This is a genomic window from Lipingzhangella rawalii, assembly GCF_031628175.1.
Taxonomy (GTDB): Bacteria; Actinomycetota; Actinomycetes; order Streptosporangiales; family Streptosporangiaceae; genus Lipingzhangella_A; species Lipingzhangella_A rawalii.
The window spans coordinates 203360-219037 of record NZ_JAVLVT010000002.1 but is presented as its reverse complement, the minus strand read 5'-3'; the positions used below and the strand labels follow the sequence as shown (position 1 = coordinate 219037).

Sequence of the window (15678 nt, the reverse complement as noted above, 5' to 3'; positions counted from 1 at the left end):
GGGCACGTATGCCCTGGGTAAGGATTTGATGACAACAATGGAGATCTTCGAACGGCTCGAGTCCGAGGTTCGCGGCTACTGCCGTGGCTGGCCGGTCGTGTTCGACCAGGCCCGCGGCAGCTACCTGTATTCCGAGTCAGGCGAGGCCTACCTGGACTTCTTCGCCGGTGCGGGATCGCTCAACTATGGGCACAACAACCCGGCGTTGAAACAGAAACTGCTCGACTACATCGCCGGCGACTCGGTGATCCACAGTTTGGACGCCTACAGCGCCAGCAAACGCGAGTTCCTCCGAACCTTCGACGAGGTGGTGCTCTCGCCGCGCGGACTCGACTACAAGGTCCAATTCCCCGGCCCCGCGGGCAACAACGCGGTGGAGGCGGCCCTCAAACTCGCCCGGAAGATCACCGGGCGGGAGACCATCATCAGCTTCACCAACGGCTTCCACGGCATGACGCTGGGCGCGCTCGCCGTGACCGGGAACTCGATGAAGCGCGGCGGTGCCGGAGTTCCGCTGAGTCACTCGGCGACCATGCCGTTCGACAACTACATGGACGGGCAGACACCGGACTTCCTCTGGCTACGTAGTCTGCTGGAGGACAGCGGCAGTGGTTTGGACCGTCCGGCCGCGGTCATCGTGGAGACCGTCCAGGGCGAAGGCGGGATCAACGTAGCCAGCCCGGCGTGGTTGCGGGGACTCGCCGAACTCTGTGCGGAGTACGAGATTCTGCTGATTGTCGACGACATCCAGATGGGGTGTGGTCGTACCGGGCCGTTCTTCAGCTTCGAGGACGCCGGAATCCAGCCGGACATCATCACGCTGTCCAAGTCCATCAGCGGCTACGGTCTTCCCCTTGCCCTCACCTTGATGAAGCGTGAGCTGGACCTCTGGGACCCGGGCGAGCACAACGGCACCTTCCGGGGGCCCAACCCCTCCTTCGTGACCGGGGCTGCGGCCCTCGACGCCTACTGGCGGGACGACCGGCTTCAGCGGGACACCGAACTGAAGGGCAAGATCGTCGAGAAGCATCTCCAGGCCATCGCAGCGGCCCACCCGCAGCTGGGAGCGACCGTCCGTGGACGTGGGTTGGCCTGGGGCCTCGCCCTGGAGTCCCCGGAGGTGGCTGGTGCGGCCTGCGCCGCGGCGTTCGAGCGGGGACTGTTGCTGGAGACGTCCGGACCTCAGGACGAGGTGGTCAAGCTCTTGCCGCCGCTGACGGTGACCGAGGATGAGCTCGACCGCGGACTGACGGTGTTGGCCGAGGCCGTGGCCGCGGCCGCGGTGCAGCAGCCCTGACAGAAGCGGTATTACCCGTCCCGGTGGGAAGCGGGCTGTCGGTCGTCTTGGCCGAGGATGGGGCTTACCCTCTCTTGTGTGTGAGCTGCTACGCATTCGTGACATACGGTAAACGTAGGATGAATTCGGCTGCGGCTCACGCGCCAGAGCACCCAACGTCCCACCGGGCGCCCGCGCGTTGCCACAGGGGACCGAGAGAGCAGGAGACGAAGCCACGTGATCGTTCGCAGCCTGGATGAGATCGACGGTACTGAGCGGGACGTACAGACGGAGAACTGGCGGAGCCGCCGGATCATCCTCGCCAAGGAGAAGGTCGGCTTCTCCTTCCACGAGACGGTTCTGTACGCCGGAACCGAGACGCGCATGTGGTACGCGAACCACATCGAACTCGTGCACTGCATTGAGGGGGAAGCGGAGGTCGTGAACGAGGAGACCGGTGAGACTCATCTGATCACGCCGGGCACCCTGTACCTGTTGGACGGGCACGAGCATCACACCGTACGGGCCAAGACCGACTTTCGGGTGCTGTGTGTCTTCAACCCCCCGGTCACCGGGCGTGAGGTCCACGACGAGAACGGCGTGTACCCCCTGTTGCACGAGGACCAGGAGGACAGCACCGCACGCTGATCCGCCGCCGGGGACGGTGGGATCCCGGGCACCGGGACGCACCGTCCCCGGCGATGCGTCCCGGGGAGCGAGCCCGACGCGATCGAGGTGTTTCTTGGCCTGCGCGGCCCGTAGCGCTGCGGCTGGTGGCGTGGATCGCGTTGGTGACCGGTTCACTGACCACCAGCTGGGCATCAACGCGGGTCTCGCCGTGGGCGCCGGCTGCGGTCCACGCCGGACGTGGTTACGGTGTGACCGAATCGCCCAACGCGGCCAACGCGGTCACCGCGCCGAGCTCCCACAGCGCTTCGCGATCCGCGGCGGTCAGTTCCCCGGTCACCGTGACCGGCGGCCGGTGCTGGGTCCAGGACATCCCCTTGGCGATGGACTCCACGGCACGCACAGCTCCCGTCGTGTCGCTGTTGCCGTGCACGTACAGCGCATAGGGCAGCCCCGCGGTGTCCGCCATGCAGGGATAGTACGTTTCGTCGAAGAACTTCTTCAGGGCGCCCGACATATAGCCGATGTTCGCCGGCGTCCCCAGTACCACCGCGTCAGCGCGGAGTAGGTCCGGGGATGATGCGGTGAGTGCAGCGCGCACGACCACCTCGACGCCCTCGATCTCGTCGTTGTGGGCTCCCTCGAGGACCGACTCGAGCATTGACTGGGTCGTCGGGGACGGGGTGTGGTGAACGACCAGCAAGCGTGCCATGCCACCAGGGTGGCATGGCACCGCCCCCAGGAGGGATATGGGGCCATCATGGCACGTCAGAATTAAGCTCGACCGAGAAACTCTGGAGCATTTCGTCGACACTGTCTACACCCCGGCGGGTGCCGATAGGTCCGACCTTCCCTGCTGCCTGTACGTGCACGGCAACAGCGACACGACGGGAGCTGTGCGTGCCGTGGAGTCCATCGCCAAGGGGATGTCCTGGACCCAGCACCGGCCGCCGGTCACGGTGACCGGGGAACTGACCGCCGCGGATCGCGAAGCGCTGTGGGAGCTCGGCGCGGTGACCGCGCTCGCGGCGGTGGAGGACGGCAGTCCGGACTAGGGACGGTCTCCGTCGGCTCTCCGGTTCAGCCGGCTTCGCTCTCCGCCAGCTCCTTCAGCCGAGGCAGGGTGTCCTCGATGCCCCGGGCATTGCGGGCGGGCCAGCCACTCAGTACGTAGAACCACGCCAGCGCGTTGTCATAGTCGAAGGTCTCGGTGACACGGGTGGTCCCGTCGTCCAGCGGCTCCAGGGTCCAGCGCCACCGGTGCAGCCCGAAGTGGCGCCAGGCGATGCGCCGCCCCTCCTCGAACTCCACCACCCGGTTCGTGATTCGGTAGGGGACGCCCAGGCGCATCCGCATCCCGAACCGGGAGCCTCGCTCCAGCCGCGGTGGCCCGGTCATCAGGCCCTGCACCGATCCGGAGCCGTCCAGCTCCGCATGCCGATCCGGCGTAGCCAGGATGTCGAAGATCCGGTCGGCCGGAGCGGCAATGATCACGCTCCGGGAAACCCTGCGCTGGGCCATGACGATCGCTCCCTGGGTACGGTTCGCAGACCGGGTCCGAGCGGACCCGAACGGTGTTCGGTGTCAGCCTAGTACCCACTCTGGCTCATCCACGGGCCTGGGGTGTCCTGTACAGCCGTGTGGTCCCGTGCGGTCCGTGTCCCGCGGCCGGCGTGGTGAGGAGGTGGTCCACTCCGCGGCCGAGGACACGCAGCGTGCTGCTGTGTGGGGCGGGGCGTTTGGTGGAGCGGCGCCATGCCCTAGGGTTCGGGTGCGGTTGTGCGCAGAGGAGTGTGGGAGATGACTATGGAGCTGGAAGCCACCACGTTCGGTGAGGTCTGGCAGGAGGTGTTCACCACACAACCGGCGCCCCCGGACTGGCTCGTGATCGTCTCCGGCGGTGTGGCGCTGGCGGTGGTACTCACCGGCGCACCCTGGCGGATCGCCCGCAATGTGGTGACCATCGCACACGAGGGAGGACACGCCCTGGTGGCGGTGCTGTGCGGGCGGCAGTTGTCCGGCATCCGGCTGCACTCCGACACCTCCGGCGTCACCGTCTCGCGCGGGCGTCCGGACGGCATCGGGATGATCCTGACGGTGGCCGCCGGCTACATCACCCCGTCCCTGGTCGGCCTGGGCGGCATTCTGTTGCTGCTGGCCAACCGGATCACCGCACTGTTGTGGATCAGTATCCTGCTGCTGCTCACGATGCTGCTGCTGATCCGCAATGTCTACGGCGTGATCTCTGTGGTCGGTACCGGGGCGCTGGTTTTCCTGGTGTCGTGGTTCCTGCCGAGCGAGGTTCAGGCGGCCTTTGCCTACGCGTTCACCTGGTTCCTGCTGTTCGCCGGGGTCCGCCCGGTCTTCGAGCTCCAGTCCCAGCGCCGTCGCCAACCCGCGGGCACGGGGCAGTCCGATGCGGACCAGCTTGCCCGGCTCACCGGGGCACCGGGAACGCTGTGGGTCGGGTTCTTCCTCGTCGTCAACCTGGCGGTGCTGGCGCTGGGCGTCTGGCTGCTGGTGCTCGCGGAGCTGTAGGAAACCGCTGACCCCTGGGCCGGCTGCCCCCTGGACCGGGGGCCGTCCCGAGACGTCCAGGCCGCAGTAAACCCCTGGTCCCGAGATACGCATGCGCGCCGGATGCTCCGCCACACGGCATCCGGCGCGCATATGCGTCAGGACCAGTCCTGTCTAGTCCTGGGCGAGAACCCTAGTCCTGCTTGAAGACGAAGATTCCCCAGGCAAGATTCCCGGTCTTGCCGCCGTTAACCCAGTTGCGCAGGCCGGTCTTCATCCGGTCCTGGTACTCGCGGCTGACCTTGCCCTCGAGCTCGGGACCCCGCTTCTCCAGCTCTTGCAGCACCCGGCCGTAGTGGTTGGTGAGCTGGTGCGAGTGGTCGTCGAACTCGACCCGGTTCAGCCCGTGCTTGGCGAGCTGCTTGGTGTAGAAGGTGGGCGTGCCGAGCGTGTCCAGGTGCAGCCGGTCCAGGATCGGCTGGAGCTGCGACTTGTCGGCATTGTCGCTGGCCATCGGGTCGGTGAAGATGAGGCTGCCCTTGTTCCGCAGCACACGGACACACTCCTCGAGGACCCGCAGGCGATCACCGCTGTGCAGGAAGGCGTCCTGCGACCAGACGATGTCGAAGGCGTTGTCCTGGGAGGGAATGTCCTCGAAAGAACCGTCGACGACGTCGATCAGGTGGGACAGCCCGGCCTGCTCGTTCATCTCGCGGTTGCGGTCGTTCTCGACCTCACTCAGGTTGAGGCAGGTCACGTGGCAACCGAAGGTGCGGGCGAGGTAGCGGGCCGAGCCACCGTAGCCGGCACCCACGTCGATGATCTTGGTGTCGGCGGTGATGTCCAGCTTGGCGGCCATCTCCTCCACGGTCCGACGGCTCGCCTCGGCGATGTCCTCATCGTCGGACTGGTACAGGCCGACGTGGATGTCGGTACCGCCCCAGAGCGTGTAGTAGAAGTTGTCCGCATCGTGGGAGTTGTAGTACTCCCGGGCGGTCTCCACGGCCGTGGAGTAGTTCTTCTTCAGCTCGTCTTCGCGCCGGTAGGACTTCTCGGCGATGTGGATGTAGAAGTCGGGGTGACCACCGTTGGTGGACTCCTGGAAGTCCCCGTAGGTGTCGATGTGCTGGAACCCGACCTCACGCATCAACCGCCGCGTGTAGTCCTTGCGCAGGGGGAACATGTTGAGGTTGTACTCGGCGTTGTCCGGGAACCGGTAGACGAATCGGGCCAGGCCGTCATCGACGTGTTCGGGCTCGGCCGAGACCTCCTTGCCGCAGTAGTAGTAGGTGTGGGCGTTGGAGTAGTCCCCGTCCAGCAGCGCGTCGTAGTTGCGCTGGTCCAGGATGAGTACACCGTCGTGCTTGAGCATCGCGTAGAACTCGGCCAGCGCCTTGCGGCGGTCCCGTTCGGAGAACAGGTGGGTGAAGGAGTTCCCGAGGCAGATGATCGCGTCGTAGGTGCCGTGCACGTCCCGGTTCAGCCAGCGCCAGTCGGCATGCACGACCCGGAGGATGTACCCTCCGTAGTCCAACCCGTTCTGGAACGCCTTCGCGAGCATCTCCGGGCTTCCGTCCGCACTGACGGTCTCGAAGCCCTCCTCAAGCAGGCGTACGGAGTGGAAGCCGGTGCCGGTGGCTACGTCGAGTACCTTCTCGACACCGCGCGCCTTGAGCTGGTCGATGAAGAAGCGGCCCTCACTCTCGGTGCGGCCCTTCCAGTCGATGAGCTCATCCCACTTCTCGACGAACCCGGGGACGTACTCCTCGGTGTAGTGGTCAGTGTCACGAACGGCTAGCGGGTCATTACCAAAGTACTGCTGATCCTGACCTGAAATCGGTCGACTCCTCTACACTCGACAGACTCCCCTGGTGCTTGCGTAGCCGACCAGAGGACGAACCTCGCATCTATCCATTTAACAGCACTAATCGGCAGGAATTGCAAGTCCCTCATCAGGGTAGACCGGCGTTTTCGCAGGTCAGAGCGTGATTATTTACCTAGGGTTCCTAGCTGGACACATCCAAAAAGAAGCAAATGGCGCAACGCGTTGCGTTATTTTGATCGCATGAAGGGCAATTTCTGATTCGGATTACGCAACGCGTTGCGCAATCTGATGAAGCGGGTTGTGGACACGAAAGCGGGCTCTCGTTTCCCATAACACACGCCGATTGCGATGCCTTCCCCGGGGGGTGGCGGTGCGGGGTGGTGCACAGCAGCGAACGTCGATGGTTACCCGCGGTGACCTGAGGGTATGCCGGCAACGACCGTAGGGGCTCGCTGGCAAGGTCACGGGGGGAACGCGCCATGAGTGGGTACGGCTACGACTCGGACACCTCGGGGGTCAACGCCGGACGGCTCTGGGCCGGCGGTCTGGCAACGGCCGCCGTCGCCGGGCTGGTCATCATCGTCGGAGTGCTGATCGCACGGAGTGTCTTCGGAATCGCCATCCTTGCTCCCGAGGAGGATGGTCATCTCGGAAACGCGACCACGGGCTTCTACGCGGCCAGTGCCGCGCTCGCGGCCCTGTTGGCCGCGGGGCTCCTACACCTGCTGTTGACGAGTGCCCCGAGTCCGCTGAGCTTCTTCGGGTGGATTGGTGGTCTGGCCACGGCCGTTGCCGCGGTGAGCCCGTTCACCCAGGAGGCGGCCCTCGAGAGCCAGGTGGCGACCGCCGCAATCAACCTGGTCGCCGGAGTGGCGATTGTCACCCTGTTGAGTGGGGTCGCTGCGTCCGCCCAGCAGTTCCCCCGCAGGCAGAGCGGTGGTGGCGGGTACGGATCCGGCCGGCGGGACGCGTGGGAACGCTCGGGACGGCAACGTCAGGACGGCTACGACCCCAACGCGGAGACCCGGGCCTACGGCGACTAGGTTGGCATGCCTGCGGTGCGGCCCGCGCCCGCGGACCGCACCGGTCCGGTCAGTGCGGTCGCCGCGCCTGGACGAAGGCGAACCGTCCGGCAACGAATCCGGGGTCGGTGAGGGAAGCGGTCGCGGCGGCGTTGGCGCCGGTGCCGTGGTAGTCACTGAACGCGGCCGACTGGTTCACGTACACCTGTCCGGTGAGATTCGCCGAGATGTTCACCCCGACCGTGTGCGCGGTCCGTTCGGCCGATTCCAGCGTGGCGGAGTCGGTCGAGTACACCGCGGCGGTCAGGGCGCCCCGGGCGCGGACGGTCTCCTCCAGGAGCCGCAGGGAGTGTGCCGTGTCCTCGGTTTCGACGACAAAGGAAATCGGCCCGAACTGCTCGGTGCGGAAGGCATCGCTGGACTCGGCACGCAAACCCACCATGACCGGGCTACTGACACGTGCCTCGGGAAACTCCGGATGTGTGATCGCATGCGCGGGACGGATGACCTCCCCGCTCGATGCGGCGGCCTCGATCCGTCGAGCCACCCCGTCGTTGGCGATCGCCCCCAGAACTCCGGTCGCCCGCTTCTCGTCCCCAAGGAGCCGATCCACCGCAGCAGCCAGGTCGGCCTGTACCTGGGCGGCGCTGCGGTGACCCTCCTCGGTCCCGATGCCCCCGCGCGGCAGGAAGATGTTCTGCGGCGTCGTGCACATCTGGCCGCTGTACAGCGACAGGGAGAACGCGAGGTTGTCCAGCATCCCGGCGTAGTTGTCCGTGGAGTCGATGACGACACCGTTCACACCGGCCTTCTCGGTGTTCACGAAGGCCTGGCGGGCATTGGTCTCCAGCCAGTTACCGAATTCGGTGGAGCCGGTGAAGTCCACGATGCGTACCGCCGGATCCAGGGCGAGATCCCGGGCGATCCGTTCGTCGGTCTCCTCCGCAGCCAACAGGACCGTGTTGGGGTCGAGGCCGACCTCGGCCAGCACCTCCCGCGCCACCGCCACGGTGATGGCCAGGGGCAGGACAGCTCCCGGGTGCGGTTTGACCACCACCGGATTGCCCGTGACCAGACTGGCGAACAGGGCCGGATAGGCGTTCCAGGTGGGGAAGGTGTTGCAGGTGATCAGGAGGGCCACGCCTCGGGGGACGGCCGAGAACCGCTTGTCCAGAACCAGTGGATCGCCCTTGCGCTGCGGTTTCTCCCAACGCACCTCGCCGGCGTAGCGCGTGATGAGGTCGTAGCCGTAGGCCAGCGCCTCCAGGCCGCGAGCCTGTGCCTCGGGCCCACCCGCCTGGAAGGCCATGACGAAGGCCTGGCCGCTGGTGTGCTGCACCGCGTGGGCCATTTCGAAGCTGCGGCGGTTGAGTCGGTCCAGGATCTCCAGACACACTCCCGCCCGTGCGTGAATCCCGGCGTCACGCCAGGAGGGCAGCGCCGCCTCGGCGGCCGCGACCACCGCGGTGGCGTCGGCATGTGGGTAGGCGATATCGAGGGGAATGCCGTAGGGGGAGTGTTCGGTGCGGACCTGCCCCCGGGATCCCGGAAGTTCCACCGGGAACGCATTGCCCAGGTAGCCCTCGAAGGCCTCCCTGCCGCGGTCGGCCGCGTCGTCGCCATACACGCGCGGACTGGGCGACTCGGGGTAGGGCGCGTAGAAGTGTCTGCCCTGGATCGCGGCGATAGCGTCATCAAGCGTGCCCCGATGGCGCTCGAACAGGTGTGTCGTATCCGTGGTGGCCACCTTGCCCACTGTTCCGTCCTCTCCGCCGCTGCGGTTCCGATGCCGCTGACGGTCCCCGGCGGCACCGCCCTGGATGGTGACTATGCTGCATTCCTAACCGACCGTTCGTTCAGTATGCAAGGGTCATGGTGGTGCTCGCCCGGCGTTGGACGGCGGCGGGGACGGGGGGTGTCGTCGCGTCCACAGCATTCGGGGAGCTTATTCGCGTCGCCGAGTGGTCGTGGTCTGGAATCATGGGGAATCGTGCCTAGGTCTGTCGGTTCTGCCCCCGTCCCGCGTCGCCGTGCGGGACGCCCCGGTCATGATGCGGAGTCGGTGCTGCGGACCGCGGTGGAGCTGTTCAACGAACAGGGCTACGAGGGAACCAGCATGGAGGATCTCGCCCGTGCCCTCGGGGTCACCAAGTCCGCGATCTACCACCACGTACCGGGCAAGGAGGCCCTCCTGGGGCAGTCCCTCGACCGCGCGCTGGACGCGCTGTTCGCAGTGCTGGAGGACTCGGCGGGGACCACGGGCTCGGCGATGGAGCGGCTGGAGTACGTGTTGCTGCGCAGCGTGCGGGTCCTGGACGCCGAACTGCCCCACGTCACCCTACTGCTGCGGGTGCGCGGTAACACGGAGGTGGAACGGCGAGCATTGCGCCGCCGCCGGGAGTTCGACCATCGGATCACGGAGCTGGTGCGCGCGGGCATGGACAGCGGGGAAGTCCGCTGTGACCTCGATCCCGCGGTGGCCAGTCGACTGCTGTTCGGCATGGTGAACTCCACCGTGGAGTGGTATCGCCCGGGCCAGGGGCTTGGGGCCGAGGATCTGGCGCGCACGATCGCGGCCGTCGCCTTCGACGGGCTGCGGTCCCACGGTGGGGGGCAGCCGGATCGCTAGGTCCGGGGGAGATCAGGTCGAACCGAGGCTGGAATCGACGGTATCGGGATGCGAATGTGCTCGGATCCTGGGGTCATTGTGGTAAAATCTCGTGCTGGTCCGCAGCTCGAGGATAGTCGTGGTGGACTGTGCCACGGTGCCCGTGCAGTTACCGAGCCTGTGGCCGAGCCGGACGTGGGATTCCCCTCCGAGCCGCCCATCCCCACGTCCAGATCCTGGAGTTCGTGCATGTCTGCACTCAAGACCACGCCCACCTCCCACGAGCACGCGGTTGTCGTCGAGTTGGACGGTGAGATCGACATCGCCACCGCCGAGGACTTCCGCGCCGAGATCACGGCACTCGCCGAGACCCCGGGGACACACGCCATCCTGGACTGCGAGCGGTTGAGCTTCATCGATTCCAGCGGACTGCGGGCGTTGATCCAGTGTCACAAGGTCGCTCAGCAGCATTCCAGCCAGATCGCACTCGCGGCGGCCACCCACCGCGTCGCGCAGATCCTGCACGTGACCGCGATCGACCGACGGATCCCGGTACATGCCACGGTCGCGGACGCACTGCGCAGCGGAGGTTCGGCGTGAGGTCCCGGCGGATTGTCTCGCCTCGCGACGGTGCGTCGCACTGAGCAGGAGCAAGCTCCGGTCGTGTCGTGGAGCTGTCTGGTTCACCAGGGCATCCACCAGGAATCCTTCGTGTGCCACGCTCACCCGACCGTGACGTCACGCCCTCCGGCTGGGTTCGGCGCGTCTGGTTGTGAAGTGGGCTGGGGTGACGGGGTGCTTGATGTCCGGGGAACTCCGGGGATGGGGGCGGTCCAGCACCGTACCGTTCGCAGCGTCCCGCTCGGTGGGCAGGCGCATACGTCTCCAGTCCGCCTGGTGGTCCGGCACAATGGGCGGCCGGTCCGTCAATCGAAGGGAGCACGTCATGGATCTGGGGCTTGCCGGGCGTACGGCGGTCGTTCCGGGCGCGAGTAGTGGGCTCGGTCTGGCTGTCGCGCGGGAGCTCGCCGCAGAGGGAGCCAACGTGGTACTGGCGGCACGGCGTGGGGACCTGCTGTGGGAGCACGCGGCGCAGCTACCCGCGGCACTGCCGGTGGAGCTGGACCTCACCGAGCAGGGTGCCCCGCAGCGGCTCGTTGATGCGGCCACGGAGCGCTTCGGCCGGGTGGATGTGTGTGTGCTGAACGGCGGCGGGCCAGCGCCACGCAGTGCCCAGGAGGTCACGACCGAGGAGTTGGCTGAGGCGATGCATACCCAGCTGCTGGTGCATCAGCAGCTGGCCATGGCAGCCCTGCCGGGGATGCGGGAGCGCGGGTGGGGCCGGATTGTGGCGGTGGGCTCCTCGTTCGTGCAGCAGCCCGCCCCGACCATGGTGGGCTCCAACGCGGGTCGTGCGGCCCTGGCCAGCTACCTCAAGACCCTGGCCGCCGAGGTCGCCGCGGACGGGGTAACGGTCAACATGGTGCTTCCGGGCAGGATCGACACCGAGCGGGTTGCCGCTCTGGACCGGGCCACGGCCGAACGCACCGGCGTCACCCCGCAGCAGGCGCGGGACCAGGCGATCGCCGCGATTCCCACCGGGCGACTCGGCACCCCGGAGGAGTTCGCTGCGGTGGTGACCTTCCTCGCCAGCGCGCGGGCCTCGTTCGTCACCGGAAGCCAGGTCCGCTGCGACGGCGGGTTCCTGCGCTCGCTGTAGTCGCACCGCGGTCCGGCCCGATCGTGTCGCTGGCGGCCACCGGAAGCCGCTGTGGCGACCACCTCCCGCCCGGCACACGCTCAACGACCGGGTGTGTCCGCCTCGCCGCCAATGTGCCGGCGCCAGGGTCCGTCAGCGACCAGCCACGTCGGCACGATCCGCACCGGGAAGGGCTGCTTCGTGGCGAATACGTCGTCGCCGAGAACCTGTGTGACCTCGGTGTATTCGCCGTCGCTGAGCCGGAGTTCGATAATGCCGGGCTTCTCCAGCGAGGGGTCAACGATCCAGTAGGACTCCACGCCGAAAGCGGCGTACTCGCGCTTCTTGCGGTGGTGGTCCCGCAGCACGCTCTCCGGCGAGACCACCTCCACCGCCAGCAGCGGGGGCGTGGTGAAGTAGGGGCGCTCCAACGCGCCGGCGCGGAACACGGCCACGTCGGGAATCCGGTGGCTGGTGCGCTGGTCGTTCAGGGTCACCCCGGGGCCGGTCTGGATCTCGACATCCTCGGGGGCGCTGTTGATCAGCTGCCAGGATAGCCGTGTTTCCGCGCGGGTGTGGGGGGAGGCGGGGGCGGGGGTCACGTCCAGCCTCCCGTCCGCCAGCTCGTAGATCTGCCCATCGTCCGGCATCCGGGCCAGGTCTTCCACTGTCAGTGGCTTCTCGGGCGGGGTGCTCCCGGGTGTCTCCGGATCGCTGATCGCCATAGTTACCATCATGCCTCCTTGCATGCATGGTCACCAGTGTGACGCGGGGTGACGACACGCGGTGGCCGAATCGGCGAAGAGACCGGGTGGCTCAGTGGGTCTCGCGATCCTCGGCCTCCGGGGTGGCGGGTGTCGCCTCGGCGCCGGTCTGCGTGGTGTGGAGCTGAGCCCGGTGCTCCTGCCACCGCTTGACCAGGTTCGGCAGCTCCGTGCGCATGTAGGCCATGAACTCCCGGGTTTCGTTCAGCCGGCGCCGGCCCGGGCCCTCGGGGAGCTGGGACATGGCCTCGGCCGTGGCCTGCTCCCAGCGTTCCAGGAGCGGGCCGCGCTGGAGCATGATCGCGCTCCACACGTCCTCGTCGTAGAGGCGGTAGTGGTCGCTGCGTGCGCCCGGTTCGCGGACCCGATCCAGCAGACCCATGTGCACCAGGGGCCGTACCGCCCCCGATATGGCCGCCTGGCTGACCCGAATCCCCTCGGCGAGTTCGCTCGCGGTGTAGCGGTCGGCGTCGTCGACCAGGGCGAAGGCGAAGACGCGGGCCATCATTCGCGGTATGCCCTGCTCCGTGAGCAGCACGGCCATGCGTTCCACCGCCCATGCCTGGGCGTCGTCGCGTTGGTGCTCCGGCTCGTGAGCGTGTTCGGTCACCCGTCACCTCCCCCACCGGCCAGATTACCAAGATCGAATAGATTATAGAGTTATATTGTTTCACAAATTCATGAAAACAGTGTTACTCTGTCGGGATGAACGACGTGATCTCGGCCACCGGCCTGGTGAAGACCTTCGGGCACGTGCGTGCGTTGGACGGGCTGGACCTGTCCGTCGCTCGGGGAGAGGTCCACGGATTCCTGGGGCCGAATGGGGCCGGAAAAACCACTGCCATCCGTATCCTGCTGGGGCTGCTCGGCGCGGACGGGGGTCGGGCGCAGCTGCTCGGCGGCGATCCCTGGGCCGATGCCGTGGCACTCCATCGGCGCCTGGCCTACGTCCCCGGCGACGTGAACCTCTGGCCGAACCTCACCGGCGGCGAGGCCATCGACATCCTCGGCCGCCTCAGCGGCGGCCTGCACGAGCAGCGGCGCCGTGACCTCGTGGAACGATTCAACCTGGATCCCACGAAGAAGGCACGCACCTACTCCAAAGGCAACCGGCAGAAGGTCGCCATCGTGGCCGCGTTGGCCTCCGATGCCGAACTGCTGGTGCTGGACGAGCCCACCTCCGGCCTGGACCCACTGGTAGAGGCGGTATTCCAGGAGTGCATCCGGGAGCAGACCAGGATGGGCCGCACCGTGCTGCTGTCCAGCCACATCCTGGCCCAGGTCGAGGCCCTGTGCGACCGGGTGAGCATTATTCGTGCCGGGCGCACGGTCGAGTCGGGCACCCTGGCCGAGTTGCGGCACCTGACCCGAACCACCATCGAGGCCGAGACCCTCCAGGAGCTGACCGGGCTCGCAGATCTGCCCGGAGTGCACGACATCGAGACCACGGACAGCCGGGTGCGGTTCGACGTCGACACCGAGCACATCGACGGCGTGCTGCGGCACGTGACGAGCTTCGGGGTGCGCAGCCTCGTCAGCCGCCCACCCACCCTGGAACAGCTGTTCCTGCGGCACTACGGAGCCGAGCTGGCCGAACGTAACGGAGTCGGAAACGGAGCAGGGTGATGGGCAGCCGAGCCGACAGCCCCGTGGCCACCCCCGAGCGGGAGACCACCGCCGTGGCGCCGCGTCGTCCGGCGGACGCATTCGCGGGAACGGGCACACTGATCCGCTTCCAGCTGCGCCGCGACCGCCTGCGCATACCCGTGTGGCTGGTCGCGATCACCGCCACGGTGGTGGGATCCGCGGCCAGCTTTACCGACATCTTCCAGGACGACGCCGAGATCGCCGCCCGCATCGCACTGTTGCAGGGCAACCCGGCCGGGATTGCGCTGACCGGGCCGGGGTACGGCCTCGCCGAGGCCAGCACCGACACCATCGGTCCCCTCATCGCCAACGAACTCAGCGCAACCACCATCATCCTGGTCGCGTTGATGGGAATCTTCCTGGCGGTACGGCACACCCGCGGAGAAGAAGAGAGCGGACGGGCGGAGCTGGTGCGCGCCGGCGTGGTGGGGCGGCACGCCGCCATCACCGCGACCCTGGCCGTCGTGGGTGGGAGCATCGTCCTGCTGGGTGCGCTGCTGGGCCTGGGGCTGGCTGCGGTGGGGATGCCCTGGACCGGCTCGATGGCCTTCGGCGTCTCCATGGCGGGTCTCGGCCTGGTGTGCACCGCCCTGGCCCTGGTCTTTGCCCAGATCACCGAGTATGCGCGAGCCGCGGTGGGCCTGTCCTGCGCGCTGTTCGCGGTCGCGTTCGCCGTGCGGGCCGCCGGCGACGTCGCCGACAACGTCCTGGTCTGGTACTCGCCGGTGGGGTGGACCCAGGCGCTACGGCCCTACGCGCAGGAAGAGTGGTGGCCGCTGCTCCCACTCGTGGGCCTCGCCCTGGCACTGGCCGCCTGCGCCTACGCCCTCAACGTCCGCCGCGATTTCGGGAGCGGGCTGCTGCGGCCCCGGCCGGGCCGGGCGCGGGCTCGGGCGTGGCTGGTCAGCCCCCTGGGGCTGGTGTTCCGGCAGCAACGCGCCGGACTGCTCGGTTGGGGGGCAACGATGGTGGCCTTCGGCCTGTTCGGTGGGGTGCTCTCCGGAGAGGCGGAGCAGCTGCGCGAGATCGAGTTCTACGAGAACTTCGTGCAGTTCGACGCGGCCGCGCTCGACCAGGCCATGTTCGGGTTCTACTTCCTGTTCCTGGCGATGGTGGCCGGCGGCTATACCCTTCAGACGCTGCTGCGTGTCCGCGGCGCGGAGCACGCGGGTGGAGCCGAGGCCGTGCTGGCCACCGCGGTGTCCCGCTGGCACTGGCTCGGCGCACACGTCCTCGTTGCACTGCTCGGATCCGCGGCCCTGCTCGCCGTCGCCGGGCTCGCGGCCGGAACCGTCTACGCCATCCAGCAGGCGGACCTGGTCGAGATCCCGCGCCTGGTAGGTGCCCAGATGGTGCATCTGCCGGCACTGGCCGTGTTGGTTGGCCTCGCCACGTTCCTGTACGGCTGGTGGCCCCGCCTGTCCCCCCTGGTGTGGGCGGTGCTGGGTTACTCCTTCCTGGTGTGGATGTTCGGACCACTGCTGGACCTTCCGCAGTGGATGATGGACGCCTCGCCGTTCCTGCACGTCGCGGAGCTGCCCCATCAAGACCTGGAGTGGGCCCCGGTGCTCGCACTGTCCGGGCTGGCCCTCGCCCTGGTCGCGGGCGGGCTGTTCGGCTTCCGCCGGCGTGATATCCAGCCCGACTGAGGGCCGGCCCCGCCGAGTCCCGGGCGGCACCGGGTTCGGTCCGG

Annotated in this window: 15 protein-coding genes and 1 pseudogene; 10 read left to right on the top strand and 6 right to left on the bottom strand. The window is 67.6% G+C overall.

Annotated elements, in window-relative coordinates:
* Positions 1–37 precede the first annotated feature (37 nt).
* Together ectB and RIF23_RS06245 are read left to right on the top strand one after the other, a co-directional pair.
* Positions 38–1297 (top strand): diaminobutyrate--2-oxoglutarate transaminase, encoded by a 1260-nt coding sequence (gene ectB / locus RIF23_RS06250; protein WP_310911541.1) that lies wholly within the window; start codon positions 38–40, stop codon positions 1295–1297.
* 216 nt (positions 1298–1513) lie between these two features.
* Positions 1514–1924 (top strand): ectoine synthase, encoded by a 411-nt coding sequence (locus RIF23_RS06245; protein ID WP_310911428.1) that lies wholly within the window; start codon positions 1514–1516, stop codon positions 1922–1924.
* Positions 1925–2147: 223 nt separating this feature from the next.
* On the opposite strand, the gene RIF23_RS06240 is transcribed toward RIF23_RS06245, so the two are convergent.
* Positions 2148–2615 (bottom strand): flavodoxin family protein, encoded by a 468-nt coding sequence (locus tag RIF23_RS06240; protein ID WP_310911427.1) that lies wholly within the window; start codon positions 2613–2615, stop codon positions 2148–2150.
* An 82-nt stretch (positions 2616–2697) separates the two neighbouring features.
* On the opposite strand from RIF23_RS06240, the pseudogene RIF23_RS06235 reads away from it, so the two are divergent.
* Positions 2698–2958 (top strand): annotated as a pseudogene (locus tag RIF23_RS06235) (flavodoxin); the annotation flags it as partial.
* Between the two features lie 25 nt (positions 2959–2983).
* Here the strand turns inward: RIF23_RS06235 and RIF23_RS06230 are convergent.
* Positions 2984–3424, bottom strand: coding sequence for an SRPBCC family protein (locus RIF23_RS06230; protein WP_310911426.1), 441 nt, complete (start codon positions 3422–3424; stop codon positions 2984–2986).
* A 279-nt stretch (positions 3425–3703) separates the two neighbouring features.
* Between RIF23_RS06230 and RIF23_RS06225 the strand changes: the two genes are divergently transcribed.
* Positions 3704–4441 carry a M50 family metallopeptidase gene (locus RIF23_RS06225; protein WP_407659406.1) on the top strand — a complete coding sequence of 246 codons (738 nt, stop codon included), beginning with the start codon at positions 3704–3706 and terminating at the stop codon, positions 4439–4441.
* 172 nt (positions 4442–4613) lie between these two features.
* Here RIF23_RS06225 and RIF23_RS06220 read toward each other — a convergent pair whose 3' ends face one another.
* Positions 4614–6257, bottom strand: coding sequence for a glycine/sarcosine N-methyltransferase (locus tag RIF23_RS06220; RefSeq protein ID WP_456085735.1), 1644 nt, complete (start codon positions 6255–6257; stop codon positions 4614–4616).
* A gap of 467 nt (positions 6258–6724) precedes the next feature.
* Here RIF23_RS06220 and RIF23_RS06210 point away from each other — a divergent pair, with 467 nt between their 5' ends.
* A complete protein-coding gene (locus RIF23_RS06210; RefSeq protein ID WP_310911424.1) occupies positions 6725–7288 on the top strand; it encodes a DUF6069 family protein in 564 nt (187 codons plus the stop codon).
* 49 nt (positions 7289–7337) lie between these two features.
* On the opposite strand, the gene paaN is transcribed toward RIF23_RS06210, so the two are convergent.
* On the bottom strand, positions 7338–9023 hold the full coding sequence (gene paaN / locus RIF23_RS06205; protein WP_310911423.1) for a phenylacetic acid degradation protein PaaN: 1686 nt from the start codon (positions 9021–9023) through the stop codon (positions 7338–7340).
* A 306-nt stretch (positions 9024–9329) separates the two neighbouring features.
* On the opposite strand from paaN, the gene RIF23_RS06200 reads away from it, so the two are divergent.
* The 3 genes from RIF23_RS06200 to RIF23_RS06190 all read left to right on the top strand — a co-directional run bounded on the left by RIF23_RS06200 (position 9330) and on the right by RIF23_RS06190 (position 11595).
* The gene (locus RIF23_RS06200) at positions 9330–9896 is read left to right on the top strand and encodes a TetR/AcrR family transcriptional regulator (RefSeq protein WP_310911422.1); all 567 of its coding nucleotides are present in this window, start codon (positions 9330–9332) and stop codon (positions 9894–9896) included.
* A gap of 228 nt (positions 9897–10124) precedes the next feature.
* Positions 10125–10475 (top strand): STAS domain-containing protein, encoded by a 351-nt coding sequence (locus RIF23_RS06195; RefSeq protein WP_310911421.1) that lies wholly within the window; start codon positions 10125–10127, stop codon positions 10473–10475.
* 346 nt (positions 10476–10821) lie between these two features.
* A complete protein-coding gene (locus RIF23_RS06190) occupies positions 10822–11595 on the top strand; it encodes an SDR family oxidoreductase (protein WP_310911420.1) in 774 nt (257 codons plus the stop codon).
* Between the two features lie 80 nt (positions 11596–11675).
* On the opposite strand, the gene RIF23_RS06185 is transcribed toward RIF23_RS06190, so the two are convergent.
* Together RIF23_RS06185 and RIF23_RS06180 are read right to left on the bottom strand one after the other, a co-directional pair.
* Positions 11676–12311, bottom strand: coding sequence for a Uma2 family endonuclease (locus tag RIF23_RS06185; RefSeq protein ID WP_407659405.1), 636 nt, complete (start codon positions 12309–12311; stop codon positions 11676–11678).
* A 79-nt stretch (positions 12312–12390) separates the two neighbouring features.
* A complete protein-coding gene (locus RIF23_RS06180) occupies positions 12391–12948 on the bottom strand; it encodes a GbsR/MarR family transcriptional regulator (RefSeq protein ID WP_310911419.1) in 558 nt (185 codons plus the stop codon).
* 95 nt (positions 12949–13043) lie between these two features.
* Here RIF23_RS06180 and RIF23_RS06175 point away from each other — a divergent pair, with 95 nt between their 5' ends.
* Complete coding sequence (locus RIF23_RS06175; protein WP_310911418.1) at positions 13044–13964, top strand: ABC transporter ATP-binding protein; 921 nt, start codon at positions 13044–13046, stop codon at positions 13962–13964.
* Entirely contained in the window at positions 13964–15634 is a 1671-nt protein-coding gene (locus tag RIF23_RS06170; RefSeq protein WP_310911417.1) for an ABC transporter permease, read from the top strand. Before RIF23_RS06175 ends, RIF23_RS06170 begins: the two co-directional genes overlap by 1 nt.
* Positions 15635–15678: the final 44 nt, after the last annotated feature.